Raw genomic sequence first — 17,372 nt, 5'->3', positions numbered from 1 at the left:
AAAACCCTGCTATTATATAGAGGTCGGAGTAAACTTTCTTAATTATGTGCGCTTCTTTCATATGTATCGAACCTGTTGACTGAGATCAGCAGGTTTTTTTATGTTACCAGCTAGCTGTCATCTTTAAAGGGGCAAGATCGTTTAATCTTTATAAACAAATAGAGTTTATACCATTTTACCTATACTTAAAATAGGTTAAAATAAAGGGGTGAGGCGTGGAGAGAAAAGAGTTAAATAAGAGGTGCGTTACATTATGATCACAATTTATCTTACAAGGTTATAACGGTGGTTATACTAAATGGTGAACGTTGAAAGGGGATACATAGTTTTGAACACAAAATACCTAGATTTACTTGCACAAAAGTATGATACGGAAGAAAAAGTGGTAACCGAAATTATTAACCTTGAAGCTATTCTTCATCTGCCAAAGGGGACCGAACATTTTGTCAGTGATTTACACGGCGAATATCAAGCCTTTCAGCACGTGCTGCGAAACGGTTCGGGAAATGTAAAAGAGAAAATCAAAGACCTTTTTAAAAATGTATTATCAGACAAAGAAATCAATGAATTTGCGACATTAGTGTATTATCCTGAAGAAAAATTACCGTTGATTAAAGCGCAGTTTCGAAACAAAAAGGAACTCTATCAATGGTATACAGAAATCATTGATCGTATGCTTAATCTCATTTCGTACGCTTCTTCTAAATACACGCGTTCTAAACTGCGTAAAGCATTGCCAAATCAATTTGTGTACATTATTGAAGAGCTGCTATATAAAACGGATGAATTTACAAATAAAGAACAGTACTATACAAAGATTGTTCAGCAGATTATTTCTCTAGGACAAGCCGATAAGCTTATTATAGGACTTGCTTATACGACGCAAAGATTGGTTGTGGACCATCTGCACGTAGTAGGGGATATTTATGACCGTGGACCTGAACCGGATAAAATTATGGATACGCTGATTAACTATCACTCCGTTGATATTCAGTGGGGAAATCACGATGTGCTATGGCTAGGGGCTTTTGCGGGTTCGAAAGTGTGTCTTGCCAATATTATTCGTATCTGCGCGAGATACGACAATCTAGATATTATTGAAGACGTATATGGCATTAACCTGAGACCGCTGCTTAACCTGGCGGAGAAATATTATGATGATAATCCTGCTTTTAGACCAAAGGTAAGCTCAAGTGATAAACTATCCGATCACGAGCGACTACAAATTACGAAAATTCATCAGGCTATTGCGATGATTCAGTTCAAGCTTGAAAGTCCGATTATAAAAAGACGTCCTTTCTTTAATATGTCAGAAAGGCTGTTGCTTGAAAAAATTGATTATGATAAAAATGAAATTACGATATACGGAAACACGTATCAGCTAGAAAACAGCTGCTTTGCAACGATTAATCCGGCGCAGCCTGATCAGCTATTAGAAGAAGAAGAGCAGGTAATGGAAAGACTGCTGCTTTCTGTACAGCATTCGGAAAAACTGGCGAGACATATGAAGTTTCTGATGAAAAAAGGCAGCCTTTATTTAAAATACAACGGAAACTTATTAATACACGGCTGCATTCCTTTAGATGAAGAAGGAAACATGGAAAAAATGACGATAGAAGATAAAACGTATGCGGGACGCAACTTGCTTGATGTGTTTGAACATTATTTACAAGAGGCTTTTGCACATCCTGAAGAAACGGATGATTTGGCAACAGATATGGTCTGGTACCTATGGACAGGGGAATATTCATCACTTTTCGGGAAACGCGCAATGACGACGTTTGAACGATATTTTATCAGTGATAAAGCAACGCATAAAGAAAAAAAGAATCCGTATTACTACTTACGGGAAAATGAAGAAGTCTGCCGAAACATTCTGGAAGAATTTAAGCTGAATCCGGATCATGGTCATATCATTAATGGTCATACGCCAGTCAAAGAAATTGAAGGAGAAAACCCAGTCAAAGCAAATGGAAAGATGATTGTTATTGACGGCGGTTTTTCAAAAGCGTATCAGTCCACAACAGGGATTGCTGGCTATACATTATTATATAATTCTTACGGTATGCAGCTAGTCGCTCATAAACACTTTAATTCAAAAGAAGAGATTTTATTAGAAGGAACGGACGTTTTATCCGTAAAGCGATTGGTTGATAAAGAACTAGAAAGAAAAATGGTTTTAGAAACAAACGTCGGAGAAGAATTGTTAAAAGAAATTTCGATTTTAAAAGATTTAAGAAAATATCGCTATAGTTAAAGATAAAAAAAGAGCAGTATGCCCCGGGGCTTCTGCTCTTTTTTATGTAGCCACTACACTGTCATTTCCCAGCTCGACATTTCCAGCCAGTTCTCTTGTTCACGATAATCGGGCATGATTTTACCGACAAGACGCCAAAACGACCGGTCGTGATTCATATGAACCATGTGGCACATTTCATGAACGACTACGTAATCAATGACGTGCTGCGGTGCCATTGCCAGCCGCCAGTTAAAGGTTAGCTGACGCTTGGAATCACACGTGCCCCACGCTTTTTTGCTGTCGGAAATCGAAATGGAGCGCGGCTTTGTTTTAAAATGTTTTTGATAGGAGGAGATACTCTTGGTTACTAGCGCTTTACATTGTTGATAGTAAAAGCGTTTGAGCGCTTGTTTTATCGCTTCATCGTCGTGTTGATTGACATAAATCTGAAGCGTGTTCGCTTCAAACACTACAGAATCCTTTGTAATGGTCGAATCGTGATGAATCTGTATCGGATAGTTTTTTCCTACATACAAAAAGCGTTCTCCGTGTTCATAGACTTTTTTCTTTGGTCCATGCGTTCTATCTTTCATTTCGTTTATTTTTTGCTGAATCAATGCCCAGTTGTTCTCTAATAACATCCGTACTTGTTCAGTAGACGTTCCTTTGGGAGCAAGGACTTCGACCGTTCCGTATCCGTCTACTTTAATCACAAAAGAACTTCGATTTTTATATCGTATTTCATAATGGATACTCTGATTTGAAAAAGTGTGTATCATTTTATCCTCTATATTGTACGGTTAAGCCTCTTAGGAATTTTCGTGCAAAATTCTCTTTGCACGGTTTGTAATTTTTGTGGCCTTTTTTTCGTAACAAAGCACCTAATTCTGCTTTAGATACACGTATGCCACCGTCGTCGAATACTTCTAACATCTCTTCACTGGTTAGGGACAAAGCAATTTTTACTTTCTTTAATAAGACGTTATACATATTTTGATTGCTTTGAACTGGCGCTGGAGGTGCTTGCCCTGGTTTAGGGTCTTGTTCTCCTCTTTTAAAGGTAATAAAACCGTTTAAAAAAGAATCTAACATATTGTTACTGCACGTGATGTGTTCGTCCGCATGAACTGCATCCTCGTCTTCTTCGTCCGGCGTTCTCGTAAGGATCTTTAATACGTCTTCTTTTGTTACGTCTACCCCGCCAAGATTAAAGATCTCTACCATTTCTGTATTTTTTAAATCCAAGGCATATCGTAATCTAATTAAAATATCGTTATTATCCATTCTTGCTCCTCCTATAACTTGCTTGCTGTATGTAAAAATCATGACTGCCACAATCTGAACGAACTTGGTCGATATCAGTACAATTATAGTAACAGGTTCCGCTGGAATTCTAGGTTATTCCATGCATTTCTACAAACATATAACTTCTCATATTTATCAGCCTTCGTCAACTCTTGAAAAAGAACGATTTGCTCATATTATGCCCGAACAGACTCTTTACCATAACAAAAATTAGGCGCCGCAGTCTGCTAAAGGAAGCAGAAGCAGCTTTATTTTTTTAAGAACAGATAGGACAATTTTTGAAGTTAGCGGATCCCTTTGTGCTGCTAGAATGATATACCTTACTAAATAAATAGTTTTACGTATTTATTTAGTATGTAATTAGGAGTATGATAGTAGTAAAAAAAGAAAGAGGTCAACAGATGAATTCAACATACTCACCAAGAGAATCAACCAAAATCAAAGCTTTATCTATGCATGCACTTTTTATCGCACTGACGTTTGTAGCGACAATGTTTATCAACATCAAGCTTCCAATCATGGGTAACGGAGGCCTCATCCATTTAGGCAACGTTCCTCTTTTTATAGCAGCCTTTATTTACGGCAAAAAGACAGGAGCCATCGCCGGGGCTTTTGGAATGGGGTTATTCGACCTCATCTCCGGCTGGACAGCATGGGCGCCGTTTACGTTTATTATCGTAGGGGCAATGGGCTTTTTAGCAGGTCTTATCTCAGAAAAAGCACCTGGTAAAAGAGCACTTGTGAACACACTGGCAGTTGTTGCTGCGCTGATTGTAAAAGTCGTCGGCTACTATTTTGCCGAAGTGATTCTTTACGGTAACTGGATCCTCCCGCTGGGCTCTATACCGGGGAATGTGATGCAAGTGGTTATCGCTGGTATCATCGTCGTTCCGCTTGTAGCACGCTTAAAGAACAGAGCTGTACAGATTTAATCGCTCAATCGTAAGTCGTTTTACCATTATCCGATCCTTAAGTGATATACTTGATAGATATTCATCAAGTGAAAGGAGCGGAAAACACCATGAAATATTTAAAATCACAGATGAAGCAACTTATTAAAGACAATCAGGAACTGCAAGGTAAGCTGAATGGACTGATGAAAGAGCACAGCCTTGAAAAAAACTTTGCTCTTAAAGCTCTGTACCATGCAGAAGTGGCTGAAGGCGGGAAATATCAGCTTGCCTATCAAGCACTGGACGCACCGAAAAAGTAATGGCCTTGTTGCTCATTCGTATATTTCTTCATTATAAAAAGGCAGCCGAATCGCGTATTTGGCTGTCTTTTTTAGCAAGTAGAATAACATAGCATTATGTTGGCTTTTGCACAACTTCTTTCTAACTGCTTAAATCTTGATAAATAGGGTATTAAAAAATGAATGCTACCGATCGTTCTAATTATATAAGAAAAGAGGAAAATAGCGATGACCGTATCTGCTTTAGAACAAGCAAAAGTAGAATTACCGAATGGTGAAACAGTAAATTACCGAATGAAAAAAGGCGGAAAAGAGGTACTTTTGTTAATTCACGGAAACATGAATTCTTCCCTTAACTGGGATGTGTTAATGAATGAACTTCCAGAACATATCACAGCGTATGCGATCGATTTAAGAGGATTTGGAGACTCCACTTATCATACACCTATCCACACAATCAAAGACTTATCAGATGATGTCAAACTGTTTGCGGATGCTTTAAAGTTGTCTGCTTTTACAATAAGCGGGTGGTCATTAGGAGGAGCAGTTGCTATGCAATATGTGATTGATCATCCTGATGATGCCAAAAATTTAATTCTCTTAAGCTCCGTCAACATTAAAGGCTACCCCATTCCAAGAAGAACGTTCCTAGAACTGCCTATTCCTAACAATTTTATACAAACCAAAGAAGAAGTAAAAGAAGCATTTAGAATGGTCGAAAATGCAAAAGAAACAAAAAACACATGGTTTTTAAAAATGATGCTGCGCCAATTTTTATATACAAAAAATAAGCCGTCTGCTGATCAATTTGAAAAATATTTAGAAGGAACGATCAAGCAGCGCAACTTAATTGATATCAATTACGCCCTCATGAGATTTAATATTTCAAACGATTTTAACGGTGTTGTGGAAGGAACAGGAGAGGTGGGAAAAATTACGATTCCTACTATGGTTATTCAAGGCGATGAAGATAAGATGGTCTCCACAAGAGATGCATCTGACATCGCGAAAGGCATAGGGGAAAATGCGACGTTAAAGATTATGAAAGGCGTAGGCCACTGCCCGTTGTTGGATGATTTAAGCAGTTTAATGGACTTATACAACGCTAATTTAAGCAGGGCTTAGAAAAAGTGAGATTTTTGCTGCTAACAGAAGTTTTATTATTGCTAGATGCAGCATGTTCTAAATTAACACAAAGAAAAGGAGCTGCCTGCAAAATGCTTTGAGATGAACAAAGCCTGTTACCTTCTGAGGAAGCAGACAGCTAGTAAATAAAACAATCACAAAAAACGTAAGATCTTTTCAAAAAGGCTTACGTTTTTTTATTGAGTGGACTTATCAAATTTAATGTTGTTTTTCAAAATAAAGAAACAGATTGGTAATCCATTTTGATAGCAGTATCACACCCAGATAAACTACAAATAAATAACTGTAAGTAGCCCATTCATGCAGCTGGAAAAAGCCAATCCCTGTTAATAGCGGTTTGAAAATAAAAGCAAAAAACAAACAAAGAACAGTTGCATATACATAGTAATTTTTATGATGGTTAATTGTCCATTGATAAAGAAGCATAAAAGAGACAGGAATAAGCGAAGCATCTAGGCTAAAGCTTACGGGTATGATTGTGTTGATTTGGTAAGGATACGTCCACAGCCCGTTATAAACTCCAGCGGTGTCACTATAGTGAAACCAAACGTGCACGTTAAATCCATAAAACCCTAAGTGAAAGGCTTTTTTTCGATCAATAAAAAAATAGAGAATGACTAAAGGTAAAATGAAAGCGCCCAAGGTAACCCAAAACTGCCAAGAGCCTGGAGTGGAGTATTGCTGCCAGTATTCAGCCCACGTTTTGGCTAGATTTTCTTGTATGCTATGTATTTTTTTTAGATATTCCTGTTGGTTTGGTGTCAATGTAATCCATCCTTTTTAAGTAAGCAAAATTTCGTTACTTTTAAAATGCCCTTTTCTTAAGGTTTGGATACCTTTCCCTGTTGAGTTGTTTGTATTTTTCTGCACGTAAAACGATGTACGTATTTGGTATGATCTGCATGCTTACCTCGGTCTTGCTGCTCGGGGAGGCCGTTCATCAGCTCATCATTTAAAAAGCAGTTACAGCGACTGCTTTTTCCATTTTTATGAAACTTTTAGCGCGGTTTTTACGTATAAAAGGTAGCAATAAAATAGTAGAAAAAAGGAGTGGTTTTTTGTCTGAAGAAAAGAAAAAGACAGATTATCTGGGAATGGGGTTAGGGATGGGCGTTGCGATGGGGGCTTCTCTCGGTATGCTTATGGATAATATTGGGTTCGGCATTGCGGTCGGCACAGCCTTAGGTGTTGCATTTGGAACGGCAATAAATCAAAGGAACAAAAAGGAATAAAGTTTTGAAAGAAGGAGTTCAGAATGAAGTATTTTGACGAAGCAAAAGAACTATGGTTAAACTATGTCCCGAGAAATGGGCAGTCGGATATCGTAGAAGGAGAAGTCATCCGGGCCATTGAAAAGCTTCGCTGTGAAGCTCAAGGCAACGGAAATGCCAATTGGGACGGCGGATTTGAGATGCTGGTGCTATATATACTAGACGTATTGAATGATCCGGACGTATTTAGCACAGCTATGTTAGCCGAAATAAAAGCCGATGTTCACACCTTGCTCACTTCGGCAGAAGATCCATATTTAGAAGACGACGTATACGATCGTTTGACCGACCGCGTCATTGAGTGGCATATAGCCAAAGGCGGACCTATCAAACGAGAAAAAAATCCTCAATTGTATAGATAAACGTGAGAAAGGAGCTGTTTTAAACAAGCTCTTCTTTTTTTGGAGTTTCTGAAGCTTTATTTAACCAACATGCATCTAATTGCATCATGTGCTAAATAAATACATATAAAAAAACAGTGGTTTACATCGCAGTAGTATAGCATAAGCTTCTTAAAAAATCTATTCATAAATGGTTAAATGTTTGCTGACCTCCATAAAAAGTTCATAACTGACGCTGTTGCAAACACGTATAGTATTATATCTTTTACTAAATAAGAGATAAAGGAGAAGCGCCGATGTATATTCCAAAGTATTTTAAAGTGAATGAGGAACAAATAATGTATGAATTTATTGAAGACAATGGATTTGCCACTTTGTTTTCGTATCATAATGAAAAGCCTTATGCTACTCATTTGCCCCTGATGTTAAACCGGAAAGAAAAAGCTTTATACGGACATTTTGCTCGTCCGAATCTGCAGTGGAAAGATGCTGAAAATCAAGAAATTTTGGTTGTTTTTCAAGGGCCTCACTGTTATATTTCACCGTCTTGGTATGAAACGAATCAAGCTGTACCCACATGGAATTATGAAGCTGTTCACGTGTATGGCACCATGAAAATGATTGAAGAACCAACAGAACTGCTTGGGCTGCTGAGGAAGATGGTGGAGAAATATGAAAGCCCGAGCAGTACATATACACTAAATGACGTTGATCCTGCTTATATGAATGGTTTAAGCAAAGGAATCATTGGGTTTAAAATCGACATCAGCAAAATGGAAGGCAAACAAAAGATAAGTCAAAATCATTCAGTCGAAAGACAGCAGTTAGTCATAGAAAAATTAGAGCAGACGTCTCGTGAAAATGAAACAAAAATTGCGGAGCTGATGAAGCAAAATGTGCAGTGCGTGCTTAAAAAGTAACCGCTGTTGGAAAAGATCAGCAGTTTGTTAAAGGGAAGATAAAGAGAAACTAACTATGTGTTTAGTTTCTTTTTTATGTTCACAACATTTTCTTGTTATTGACAAACAGGCTGTATATCCTTTAAAATTATCTTTAATTAAAGATAATTAAATTAAAGATAATTTTAGTGGAAGTTAAAAAATTTATATATTATGAAAAGAGGCGGAGCAGATGGAATTGTTAGGGTTGCATCATGTATCTATTTTGACGGGGAAAGCTGAGAAAAACTATCAGTTTTTCACTAAAGTTTTAGGCATGCGATTAGTAAAAAAAACGGTGAATCAAGATAACACTCAGTCTTACCACTTGTTTTATGCAGATGGAGAAGGGACGCCAGGAACGGAAGTAACGTTTTTTGATATTCCGGGGCTTGCAAGAACGCATCAAGGTGCATCTGACATTTCGACTGTTTCGCTTCGCGTTAAAAGTACGGATTCTTTACACTTTTGGAAAGAGCGCTTTGAGCAGTACGGAGTGGAATATGAAGAAATAGCTATACGAGCTAATCGTGATACGTTAGCATTTAAAGATTATGAAGGTACACGTTTGCTTCTTGTCGCGGACAACGGTGAAAAAGGGGTAAGCGCAGGCGTGCCGTGGAAGTGCGAAGATATTCCGTTAGAACATGCGATTATCGGCTTAGGACCGGTCACACTAACGGTGGGTACGCCAGAACCAACTGTTGACGTACTGACAAATATTATGGGATTTCGCTACGTGGGTTCTTATCCATCTCTTGCAGGAGATCATAGAGATATTTTGGTTTATGCAACAGGTGAAGGCGGAAGCGGAGCTGAAGTTCATATTGAAACGAGACCCGATTTACCGAAAGTTCGCTTAGGGCGCGGTGGCGTTCATCACGTTGCATTCCGTGTTCCAAATGAAGAAGAATACAATAAGTGGGCAGCTCGATTAAATGAAAACAGTCTGCCGAATTCCGGTAAAGTAGAACGATACTATTTCAAAGCACTTTATTTCAGAGAACCAAACGGCATTTTATTTGAATTATCAACGGACACACCTGGATTTGCGACCGATGAACCGCTTGAAACGATGGGCCAAACATTAGCTCTGCCGCCATTTTTAGAGCCGAAGCGCAAAGAAATCGAAGAAAAGTTGAGACCCCTAGATTTGGATGAAAAGCTATAGAATTCTGAAGGTGCCTGCCGCCTATTAAGACATGAAAAAACTCCAGTATTTATACTGGAGTTTTTTAGGTTAACACTCATCGTGCCAGAAACCGCAACCGCATGCACCAATAATAATGAGTAAAATAAACAGTACGATGATAATGGCAAAACCATTACATCCGTGGTGAGGAACGCCATATCCACATTCAGGAACCATATATCCATAGTCCGGCATTGAATACCCGCAGTGTGGAATCATGTGCTCATAAGCGGGAGCTGTATAGGCGTGGTGAGCCATAGCAGGTGAGAATGGCATATTTTCATTAGAACTAAAAGGTGCGTTTACGTTATTATGCATTTTAATTTCTTCCCTTCATTTATAAAACTTTTATAAAGCTTTGATAACTTATTCATATGTTCCAAGGTCCTTATATGAAGCTTATTCACAGCCCAATTATGGTTGATTAACTATATTTTATGGTGAATGGAAATGAAGCAGTGAGTTTTACGATGCTTGTGGTCTTATAAGTTATCTCAGAAGGGAAGGGGTTTACCTGTTTTTGATTGTATACTGCTGTTTCTAGAACGGGTTATGAGGAACGTTTTGATTTTCTTAATTCTATATCGTATACGTACCCAAGCTTTCGATGGTTCATAACGTCTTCAGGGGTTGTATTCCAAGGGTACATCGGATCTCTAAAGTTTTGACCAAATGGCCCGTTTTTCATCGGCTGATAGTTTTGATTATGATGAACAATTTGCCATACAGCCCAAATACGATCCACATTTGCGTGGTGTAAAAAGAAGACAGGATCATTCGGAGCAGTAGGCACAATGCCCATCTGTCCGCCAACCCAACGGTGTACGCGATTGTGAAGCTGCGGCCCGTTAATAAATCCTTCAAGCTGATTACGAAAGCTGTTTTGGCTGGTCATATCCCAAGGCGGCGTATCATACTGAGTTATTTTTAAAGCATTGAGAACATCATCTCGAGTAGGGAGTGTAGGTGCCTCTTTCGTTGCTCCAAAATTACGTTTTAGCCCTCCGGAAGGATTTCCTTGTTCATCGATCGTCGTCCAGCGCCCAGCTGCAAATGGCCCGGTATCGACGATAAAATCTTTTTTGGGATTTCCGTTTCCTCCCATAAAATCTGCACTCCAAATTTGTGATTGTGAGGGATCCTGCATCTGTGCGTCCGTTTCCCATTCCCAATAAGGAAGGGTTACTTCTGGATTGATTGACTGAAGGTCACGTTCGAATCGTAAAAGGTATTCACGATGCCATGGCAAAAAAGCAGAACTCATATGTGCTGCATTTCGATCGCTGCCCGGAGGCGTATGAAATTTACCTGCTGCGCCATGCCAGGCTATATAGCGGTCGTATATTCCTTTTTCCTTTAGTATTAGCACGGTACGAACAAAATCTCTTTTTTCCGTGTCGGTAAGATGTAATACGTTTTTTCTAACTCTGTACTTGTTACTCATTTTTTAACCTCTTTCTAAAAAAGAAGCAAGGGGCTGTTTCTTTTTTATATTTAGAATATGTCCAAGAGGTAAAAGTGCTACTGTAAATTTACAGAGACTTTTTTAAAGGTGTAAATCATGAATAGAGGTAAAATAAAAAAAGCAGGCATGCGCCTGCTTTTATTCACTGCATTATTATTAATGACCAATTGGATACATGGTCGTTACGCTGTAGTCATAGTCTTTGCCTCTGTAGTCAGTATACACAACTCTAACTTCTTGGTTTAAAGAACTAATATACTTTTCTTTAACGTAGTTGCCAGATTTATTGTTGGTGCCGTCTTCGCCTTCGTTGATGACTTCTTCAGCAACAGACATCGCTTGTTTTTCATTTAAATACTTGCTGAATTGGCTTTTACCTTGATAGTTGTCAACGCCTGGTTTTTGCATATGCGCGATAATGTGGCAATATCCGTATTTATCATTTCCTTCTTGTAAGACAAGTTCTTTGCCGGTAAATAACCTGTCGCTTTGAGTCTCTGCAGAGCATTGGTTGCTTGATGTAGTGTCCGATGTGCTACTCGATGTATTGCTTGAATTTTCATGCTGCTGAATGAGGGAAATGGGCGAATTGTTGGTAAATACAGCGATGAGGGCAATAACAAGTGCCACAATAGTGTATAGTATTTTGCTGTTTTTAAAAAAATCCATTCCTTTATGCGTCTCCTTTTTGAATCAACGTTAAAATCAAATCGACTTTCTTTTCTAGCTGATCAATTAAGTTTTGCTTTACTTGTTCTGATTGTAATAAAGCGCTTCTTAGTTCGTCCATATCTTTTTGCATATACGCACGGTTTTCTTTTTCTTGCTGCAGCTCTTTTTGAAGAGCGTGTATCGTGGACAGCAATTCTTTACCTTGGTTCATTTATGCGTTCACCGCCTCTGTGTTGATAAAAAGCAACTTATGCCCACTATATAAAATACCACTATCTCCGCTGTAAATCGACTATTTGGATAGGAAATGAGTCCTCCCGGGCAGGATTTTAGCAGGATATTGCTAGTTGAGAGGAGAATAGTATGGTTTACCGTAGATAGATAAGCTGCACAGAAAAGAGGGAAGAAAATGTTTCCGGAATTAGAGACAAAACGGCTGATGTTAAGAAAAATTGTAGAAGATGATGCCGGTGAGATTTTAGAATGCTTTTCTGATGAAGAGGTTCTGCGCTATTACGGGCAAAAACCTTTAGAATCGATCAACCAAGTGAAGGAGATCATTAAGAATTTTTCCAAAGGCTACGAAGAAAAGCAATTGATTAAATGGGGGATTCAGCTAAAAGGAAAAGAAAAGCTGATTGGAACAATAGGGTTTCAAGAGTGGTCTTCTGAGCATAAGAAAGCGAACGTAAGCTATGCTCTTTTTCCGGAGTATTGGAACAAAGGATACGCAACAGAAGCCGTTCATGAAGCGATTTCTTATGGCTTCAACGAACTTCAATACAATCGTATAGGAGCGATTGTATTTACGCAAAATAGTGGATCTATCGCCTTGTTGAGCAAATTAGGATTTAAAAAGGAAGGGACGCTAAGAGAGTATCTGTTCCAAAACGGCATCCCGTTTGATACATATGTTTATTCGCTACTGCGCGAGGAAGCAAAGATATAATTGCAAGCATAAAAAAAGGAACACGGGGAGATGTTCCTTTTTTTATGCTTATATTTGTTATTAGAACGTACGTGCAGCTTCTTTAGCGCGAGCAATGCCGTCTTCTTTAATTTCTTGTGCTTTATCTGGCATTGCAGCCTGTCCTTCTACAAATAGGCTTCCGATAGAAGGAACGCCGAAGAAGTTCATCATAATGCGCATATAGCGGTGACCCATTTCTAATTCACCAGCAGGGCCGCGAGAGTAGATACCGCCGTTTGCTTGAATATGATACGCTTTTTTATCTGTTAATAGACCTACAGAACCTTCTGCTGTATATTTAAATGATTTTCCAGCTACTGCTACAGCATCTAAGTATGCTTTCATCACTGGTGGGAATGAGAAGTTCCACATTGGTGTAACAAATACATATTTGTCCGCTTGAGCAAATTGGTCACTTAACTCGTTTAAACGAGCAACTTTGCGCTGTTCTTCAGGAGTAAGCGCGTCAAATTCTGCGCCGCTTCCAAGTTTACCCCACCCGCTGAATACATCGCCGTCGATGTGAGGGATATGTTCTTGATATAAATTAACGTGAACAATCTCATCTGTTGGGTTTACTTCTTTATACTCGTTAATGAATGCATCTCCCGCAGCCATACTGAATGATTGCGTAGCATCGTTAGGGTTTGCTGTAATATATAATACTTTTGCCATAATTCTTTTCACCTTTCTGTCTTCAATATATAAATGTTGTTTCATGAATTAAAGATAATATGTTCGAAAACATCTACTACGTTATTAATAGTAACTTAAGTAACAAATTTAGTCAAAGGTTTTTTATTGGGTTTTATCATATTCACAAACGTTTTTAAGAGTATTACGCTTTTGGGTTTTGCAGCTGAACCCTTTGAAAACAAGGTTTATTTCAGCATAGAGCGTCATTCTAAACGTTATTCATTTAGAGGAACTATCTTTTTTGAACGTAGATAATTAAAAAACGAAAACGAAAAAGCGTCTATTTTTGTTTTACTCGTTATTAATAGTAACAGAAAATAACAGCGTTTCATCTTTCCTTTAAACCTATTTTGAGCGTAAAACGAGCAGGAAGGTGATGATTATTTCAAGGGAAATATAAGGGAGGAAAGAAAAGAAAAAGACCTCGATCTGCTTCGAGGTCTTTTTGATTTTTATTGAATTTAAAACGTTTTGGCCATTGAGTGGGCTTTTTGGAGTGCTTTTTCTTTAATTTGCGGAATTTGATCCGGGAATTTTACTTGCCCTTCGATAATAATGCTTTCAAAGGCTTCGATTCCAAAGAAGTCCATCATGATTTCTAAGTAGCGGTGGCCCATTTCTCTTGCCATTTCAGGGCCTTGGGAATACACGTCTCCGCGGGACTGAATGTGAATCGCTTTTTTTCCTTTAAGCAATCCCTGAGCGCCTTCTTTTGTATATGTAAAGGTTTTACCTGACACGGTAATCGCGTCAATGTACGTCTTCATAATCGCAGGAACGGAGAAATTCCACATTGGCGTGACAAAAATATATTTGTCAGCGAGTACGAACTGTCCGCCTAGTTCGGCTAATCGTCCCACTTTTAATCGTTCATCCGTTGATAAATCCTGGATGGAAGAGTGAGAACGAAGCTTTTTCCAGCCGTTAAATACGTCTGCATCTAAGTATGGAATATCTGCTTGATATAAATCTAAATGAACCACATCATCATCTGGATGCGTTTGCTTATACACGTCAATAAATTCTTTCCCTACAGCCATGCTAAGTGATTCGTCTTCAGCTAAAGGGTGTGCAGTAATATAGAGAACATTTGTCATGATGCTCATCCTTTCTATGGAGTAGTTTTATTAATCTTGGACCCAGCTTTCTGCCCACTGGCTAATCGGCCCTAATATTTTACCTAACTCTGTTCCTTTTTGAGTCAGCGAATATTCAGAGCGAATAGGGCGATCCGGAATGACATTTCGAACAACGATGCCGTGGTCTTCAAGCTCTTTAATCCGTTCTGTCAAAAGCCTTCTGCTTAAGGCTGGTATACTTTCATTTAGTTCACTAAAGCGCTTAGGACCGCTCATCAGTACATAAATAATTAATCCTGTCCACTTTTTGCCAATAAGTTCAAAACTCTTTTCTACTTTAGGTTGAATATCTTTTGGTTCGTCCATATTACGTATCCTCCTTCAAACAATATGGATGAAAAATAACTTATGCATTTATTGTAACAGAAAAAGCATAAAAACATGTGGAAACTTTGGGTGAAGCAGGGGAAATTGAATAATTTCACTAGTATTTGTACTTTGCTTTTCACTTCTTGAAAACTTTTCACACATAGGCTTGTCACAGCATACGATGTACGAATTCTCTTTAAGGAAAGGTGGTATGGCCATGGCAGGAGTTATTAACATCTGTAACACAAGAATTAATGGTATGGCGAGAAACGGATCGATGAATTTTGGAGAAGTTCTTCACAACGGACACACGGCAGATGTTAAATCTGTTGGAATCAACTCAACATATGGAGACATTTCAGCTGCTTGTGCGCGAATGAAAAACACAAATATGGATGCAGATATATTTGATCAAACCGCTGTTGCGAATATTGATGGGGTATATGGAAATCAGGTATAAAGGGTAAGCTGCTTATAACAGATAAAGTTGTAAGCAGCTTTTTTATGTTGATAAGTAAGTACTTATTCATGATAAGAGAGTGTTTTGCTAGTGACAATGAAGATAGATTGACCTGATGAAAGTTCGCAAATCTATTATATAGGCCTTTTCTAAAACTTTTTACATATTGTACAAGCATCTTTTCACTTTTTGAATAGTATATAGGGGAAAACAGAGATATGACCTTCCTCTAGGGTCAGAAGAAAGAATAAAAATTCATCAGCAGTTTGAAACACTGCGTCCTCGCGGATTTGACTACTTGGCGAGTTCTTTTGAACAAATTTATTACCTATAGCAGTATTACATGCAGAAAAAGGAATGATTCTTAGTCATTCCTTTTTTATATGTATGAAATAAGATAAAATGAACAAGGATTACATGTACTAGATTATAGAAAGACTAGATAGAGAAACGTGTTTGAGAAATGAGGAGTTTGCGATGAGAGTAGTATAAAGGGATTGATCGTTAGTAGATGCTTCATCTACGGTATGCGTTCAAAACAAATAAAATTGGTAAAAAATGAATCTTTTTAGGGTATGATTCGTACTAGTAAGTAGATACATAATTTTGATGAAGAAAAGAGGTAGTACATTGAAAAACAAAGGTTTGATCGCTACGATCATTGTGTTAGTGCTTGTTGTAATTTACGGAGTGAGCTCTTACAATAGCCTTGTTAGCGCAGAGGAAGATGTAGATAATAAATTTTCCCAAATAGATAATCAATTAAAAAGAAGAGCTGATCTAATTCCGAACTTAGTGGAAACGGTCAAAGGCTATGCTAAGCATGAGCAGGAAGCAATTGATTCAGTCACTCAAGCAAGAGCGCAGCTAGCGGGAGCGAAAACTCCTGAAGATAAAGCTGATGCTAATCAACAGTTAAGCGGCGCATTAAGCCGCCTGCTCGTAGTGGTTGAAAAATATCCGGATTTAAAAGCGAATGAAAACTTCAGAAGCTTAATGGATAGTTTAGAAGGAACGGAAAATCGACTCGCTGTAGCACGTAAAGACTATAACGATGAAGTTGCGAAATACAATAAATCGGTTAAGAGATTTCCTAAAAGCATGTTAGCGGGTACGTTCGGCTTTGAAAAAAAGCCGTATTTTGAAGTAACAAATGAAGAAAAAGAAGCGCCGAAAGTTGATTTTGGGAGCGATAAGTGATGAAATTTCTTGCTTCGTTTGCTTTATTATTGTCTCTTTTATGTAATATGGTAAGCGTTGCTTTTGCTGCACCTGATATTCCAAATCCGGTAGGCGATATTTACGTTCAAGATTTTGCTCATTTATTAAACGATCAGGAAAAAGCTGAAATAAACCAAATGGGCAGAAAATTGGATGATGAAACGAAAGCTCAAGTAGCGATTCTTACCGTGAATTCATTAAGTGATGCGGATGTAGAAGAGTACGCGAATGAAGCGTTTCGAAAGTACAAACTAGGTGATAAAAAGCTGAACAATGGCGTTCTTATTTTGCTCGCTAAAAAAGAACGAAAAATCCGAATCGAAGTAGGATATGGGTTAGAAGGAGCTATCACCGATATCAAATCTGGAGAAATTTTAGATTCTTATGCTATTCCTAACTTGAAAAACGGCAAATACGATACGGCGCTAGAAAGCACATACAAAGCTGTTTATAACCAAGTGGTGAAAGAGTATGATTTAGGAACAGATTTTGAACAAAAAGTGCCAAAAGCATCTCCGCCCTCTGATAGCGGTGTTCATTTAACAACTCTTCAAACGCTGCTGATTGCAGCTGTTATTGTGGGCTTACTTATTCTAGACTTCGTCTTTTTTAAAGGAGCGATCACGCAATTTCTGCTAAACTTCCTTGTCATATTTGGAGGAAGAGGCGGTGGCGGTGGCAACGGCAGCGGTCCTCGCGGAGGGGGAGGCGGCAGCTCTGGAGGCGGCGGAGCGAGCCGGGGCTGGTAAAAAGATAAGAGTAAAAAGAGGCTGAGATAAAATTAGGTTAGTGGAAGGAAGATCCGAACGAGATGGA

General features: G+C 38.4%; 22 protein-coding genes. 12 read left to right on the top strand and 10 right to left on the bottom strand.

Annotation, left to right across the window (positions count from 1 at the left end):
• Positions 1 to 328 precede the first annotated feature (328 nt).
• Complete coding sequence (gene fbp, locus POF52_RS15045) at positions 329 to 2,257, top strand: fructose-1,6-bisphosphatase (protein ID WP_176584348.1); 1,929 nt, start codon at positions 329 to 331, stop codon at positions 2,255 to 2,257.
• 53 nt (positions 2,258 to 2,310) lie between these two features.
• Here the strand turns inward: fbp and POF52_RS15040 are convergent, their stop codons facing one another.
• Both POF52_RS15040 and POF52_RS15035 read right to left on the bottom strand, forming a co-directional pair.
• Positions 2,311 to 3,018: a M48 family metallopeptidase gene (locus tag POF52_RS15040; RefSeq protein ID WP_271993299.1), complete on the bottom strand. Its 708-nt coding sequence runs from the start codon at positions 3,016 to 3,018 to the stop codon at positions 2,311 to 2,313.
• 1 nt (position 3,019) lies between these two features.
• Complete coding sequence (locus tag POF52_RS15035) at positions 3,020 to 3,523, bottom strand: DUF1456 family protein (protein ID WP_176584346.1); 504 nt, start codon at positions 3,521 to 3,523, stop codon at positions 3,020 to 3,022.
• Positions 3,524 to 3,945: 422 nt separating this feature from the next.
• Here POF52_RS15035 and POF52_RS15030 point away from each other — a divergent pair, with 422 nt between their 5' ends.
• From POF52_RS15030 to phaZ, 3 genes are all read left to right on the top strand, one after another.
• On the top strand, positions 3,946 to 4,476 hold the full coding sequence (locus POF52_RS15030; protein WP_271993298.1) for an ECF transporter S component: 531 nt from the start codon (positions 3,946 to 3,948) through the stop codon (positions 4,474 to 4,476).
• A gap of 89 nt (positions 4,477 to 4,565) precedes the next feature.
• Positions 4,566 to 4,757, top strand: coding sequence for a hypothetical protein (locus POF52_RS15025; protein WP_013058089.1), 192 nt, complete (start codon positions 4,566 to 4,568; stop codon positions 4,755 to 4,757).
• A 207-nt stretch (positions 4,758 to 4,964) separates the two neighbouring features.
• Positions 4,965 to 5,861, top strand: coding sequence for an intracellular short-chain-length polyhydroxyalkanoate depolymerase (gene phaZ, locus POF52_RS15020; RefSeq protein ID WP_176584344.1), 897 nt, complete (start codon positions 4,965 to 4,967; stop codon positions 5,859 to 5,861).
• A 219-nt stretch (positions 5,862 to 6,080) separates the two neighbouring features.
• Here phaZ and POF52_RS15015 read toward each other — a convergent pair whose 3' ends face one another.
• Positions 6,081 to 6,647: a CBO0543 family protein gene (locus POF52_RS15015; protein ID WP_176584343.1), complete on the bottom strand. Its 567-nt coding sequence runs from the start codon at positions 6,645 to 6,647 to the stop codon at positions 6,081 to 6,083.
• 293 nt (positions 6,648 to 6,940) lie between these two features.
• On the opposite strand from POF52_RS15015, the gene POF52_RS15010 reads away from it, so the two are divergent.
• The 4 genes from POF52_RS15010 (at position 6,941) to POF52_RS14995 (ending at position 9,603) form a co-directional block, all read left to right on the top strand.
• Entirely contained in the window at positions 6,941 to 7,114 is a 174-nt protein-coding gene (locus POF52_RS15010; RefSeq protein WP_176521191.1) for a hypothetical protein, read from the top strand.
• A 23-nt stretch (positions 7,115 to 7,137) separates the two neighbouring features.
• Positions 7,138 to 7,515: a hypothetical protein gene (locus POF52_RS15005; protein ID WP_013058086.1), complete on the top strand. Its 378-nt coding sequence runs from the start codon at positions 7,138 to 7,140 to the stop codon at positions 7,513 to 7,515.
• A gap of 275 nt (positions 7,516 to 7,790) precedes the next feature.
• A complete protein-coding gene (locus POF52_RS15000) occupies positions 7,791 to 8,414 on the top strand; it encodes an FMN-binding negative transcriptional regulator (protein ID WP_176584341.1) in 624 nt (207 codons plus the stop codon).
• A gap of 211 nt (positions 8,415 to 8,625) precedes the next feature.
• Positions 8,626 to 9,603, top strand: coding sequence for a ring-cleaving dioxygenase (locus tag POF52_RS14995; RefSeq protein ID WP_271993297.1), 978 nt, complete (start codon positions 8,626 to 8,628; stop codon positions 9,601 to 9,603).
• Between the two features lie 69 nt (positions 9,604 to 9,672).
• On the opposite strand, the gene POF52_RS14990 is transcribed toward POF52_RS14995, so the two are convergent.
• The 4 genes from POF52_RS14990 to POF52_RS14975 all read right to left on the bottom strand — a co-directional run bounded on the left by POF52_RS14990 (position 9,673) and on the right by POF52_RS14975 (position 11,972).
• Positions 9,673 to 9,942, bottom strand: a complete 270-nt coding sequence (locus POF52_RS14990; protein ID WP_034276228.1) for a YjcZ family sporulation protein — start codon at positions 9,940 to 9,942, stop codon at positions 9,673 to 9,675.
• Between the two features lie 232 nt (positions 9,943 to 10,174).
• Positions 10,175 to 11,068 carry a tyrosinase family protein gene (locus POF52_RS14985; RefSeq protein WP_271993296.1) on the bottom strand — a complete coding sequence of 298 codons (894 nt, stop codon included), beginning with the start codon at positions 11,066 to 11,068 and terminating at the stop codon, positions 10,175 to 10,177.
• A gap of 177 nt (positions 11,069 to 11,245) precedes the next feature.
• Positions 11,246 to 11,758, bottom strand: coding sequence for a hypothetical protein (locus POF52_RS14980; protein ID WP_176584338.1), 513 nt, complete (start codon positions 11,756 to 11,758; stop codon positions 11,246 to 11,248).
• Positions 11,759 to 11,762: 4 nt separating this feature from the next.
• Entirely contained in the window at positions 11,763 to 11,972 is a 210-nt protein-coding gene (locus tag POF52_RS14975) for a hypothetical protein (protein ID WP_271993295.1), read from the bottom strand.
• A gap of 198 nt (positions 11,973 to 12,170) precedes the next feature.
• Here POF52_RS14975 and POF52_RS14970 point away from each other — a divergent pair, with 198 nt between their 5' ends.
• Entirely contained in the window at positions 12,171 to 12,710 is a 540-nt protein-coding gene (locus tag POF52_RS14970) for a GNAT family N-acetyltransferase (protein WP_176584337.1), read from the top strand.
• 60 nt (positions 12,711 to 12,770) lie between these two features.
• Here POF52_RS14970 and POF52_RS14965 read toward each other — a convergent pair whose 3' ends face one another.
• The 3 genes from POF52_RS14965 to POF52_RS14955 form a co-directional block, all read right to left on the bottom strand.
• Positions 12,771 to 13,406 carry an FMN-dependent NADH-azoreductase gene (locus POF52_RS14965; RefSeq protein WP_013058078.1) on the bottom strand — a complete coding sequence of 212 codons (636 nt, stop codon included), beginning with the start codon at positions 13,404 to 13,406 and terminating at the stop codon, positions 12,771 to 12,773.
• 482 nt (positions 13,407 to 13,888) lie between these two features.
• Positions 13,889 to 14,524 carry an FMN-dependent NADH-azoreductase gene (locus POF52_RS14960; RefSeq protein ID WP_176584336.1) on the bottom strand — a complete coding sequence of 212 codons (636 nt, stop codon included), beginning with the start codon at positions 14,522 to 14,524 and terminating at the stop codon, positions 13,889 to 13,891.
• A gap of 30 nt (positions 14,525 to 14,554) precedes the next feature.
• Positions 14,555 to 14,872 carry a winged helix-turn-helix transcriptional regulator gene (locus POF52_RS14955; RefSeq protein WP_013058076.1) on the bottom strand — a complete coding sequence of 106 codons (318 nt, stop codon included), beginning with the start codon at positions 14,870 to 14,872 and terminating at the stop codon, positions 14,555 to 14,557.
• 220 nt (positions 14,873 to 15,092) lie between these two features.
• Between POF52_RS14955 and POF52_RS14950 the strand changes: the two genes are divergently transcribed.
• The 3 genes from POF52_RS14950 to POF52_RS14940 all read left to right on the top strand — a co-directional run bounded on the left by POF52_RS14950 (position 15,093) and on the right by POF52_RS14940 (position 17,305).
• Positions 15,093 to 15,335, top strand: a complete 243-nt coding sequence (locus POF52_RS14950; protein ID WP_016766605.1) for a spore germination protein — start codon at positions 15,093 to 15,095, stop codon at positions 15,333 to 15,335.
• Positions 15,336 to 15,965: 630 nt separating this feature from the next.
• Complete coding sequence (locus POF52_RS14945) at positions 15,966 to 16,535, top strand: LemA family protein (protein WP_016766606.1); 570 nt, start codon at positions 15,966 to 15,968, stop codon at positions 16,533 to 16,535.
• Complete coding sequence (locus POF52_RS14940) at positions 16,535 to 17,305, top strand: TPM domain-containing protein (RefSeq protein WP_271993294.1); 771 nt, start codon at positions 16,535 to 16,537, stop codon at positions 17,303 to 17,305. Before POF52_RS14945 ends, POF52_RS14940 begins: the two co-directional genes overlap by 1 nt.
• Positions 17,306 to 17,372: the final 67 nt, after the last annotated feature.

The sequence above is a fragment of the Priestia sp. AB genome, from assembly GCF_028369225.1.
In the GTDB taxonomy this organism is placed as follows: domain Bacteria; phylum Bacillota; class Bacilli; order Bacillales; family Bacillaceae_H; genus Priestia; species Priestia megaterium.
Note: the sequence above shows the minus strand (reverse complement) of the source record. Positions and strands in the feature narration are given on the sequence as shown.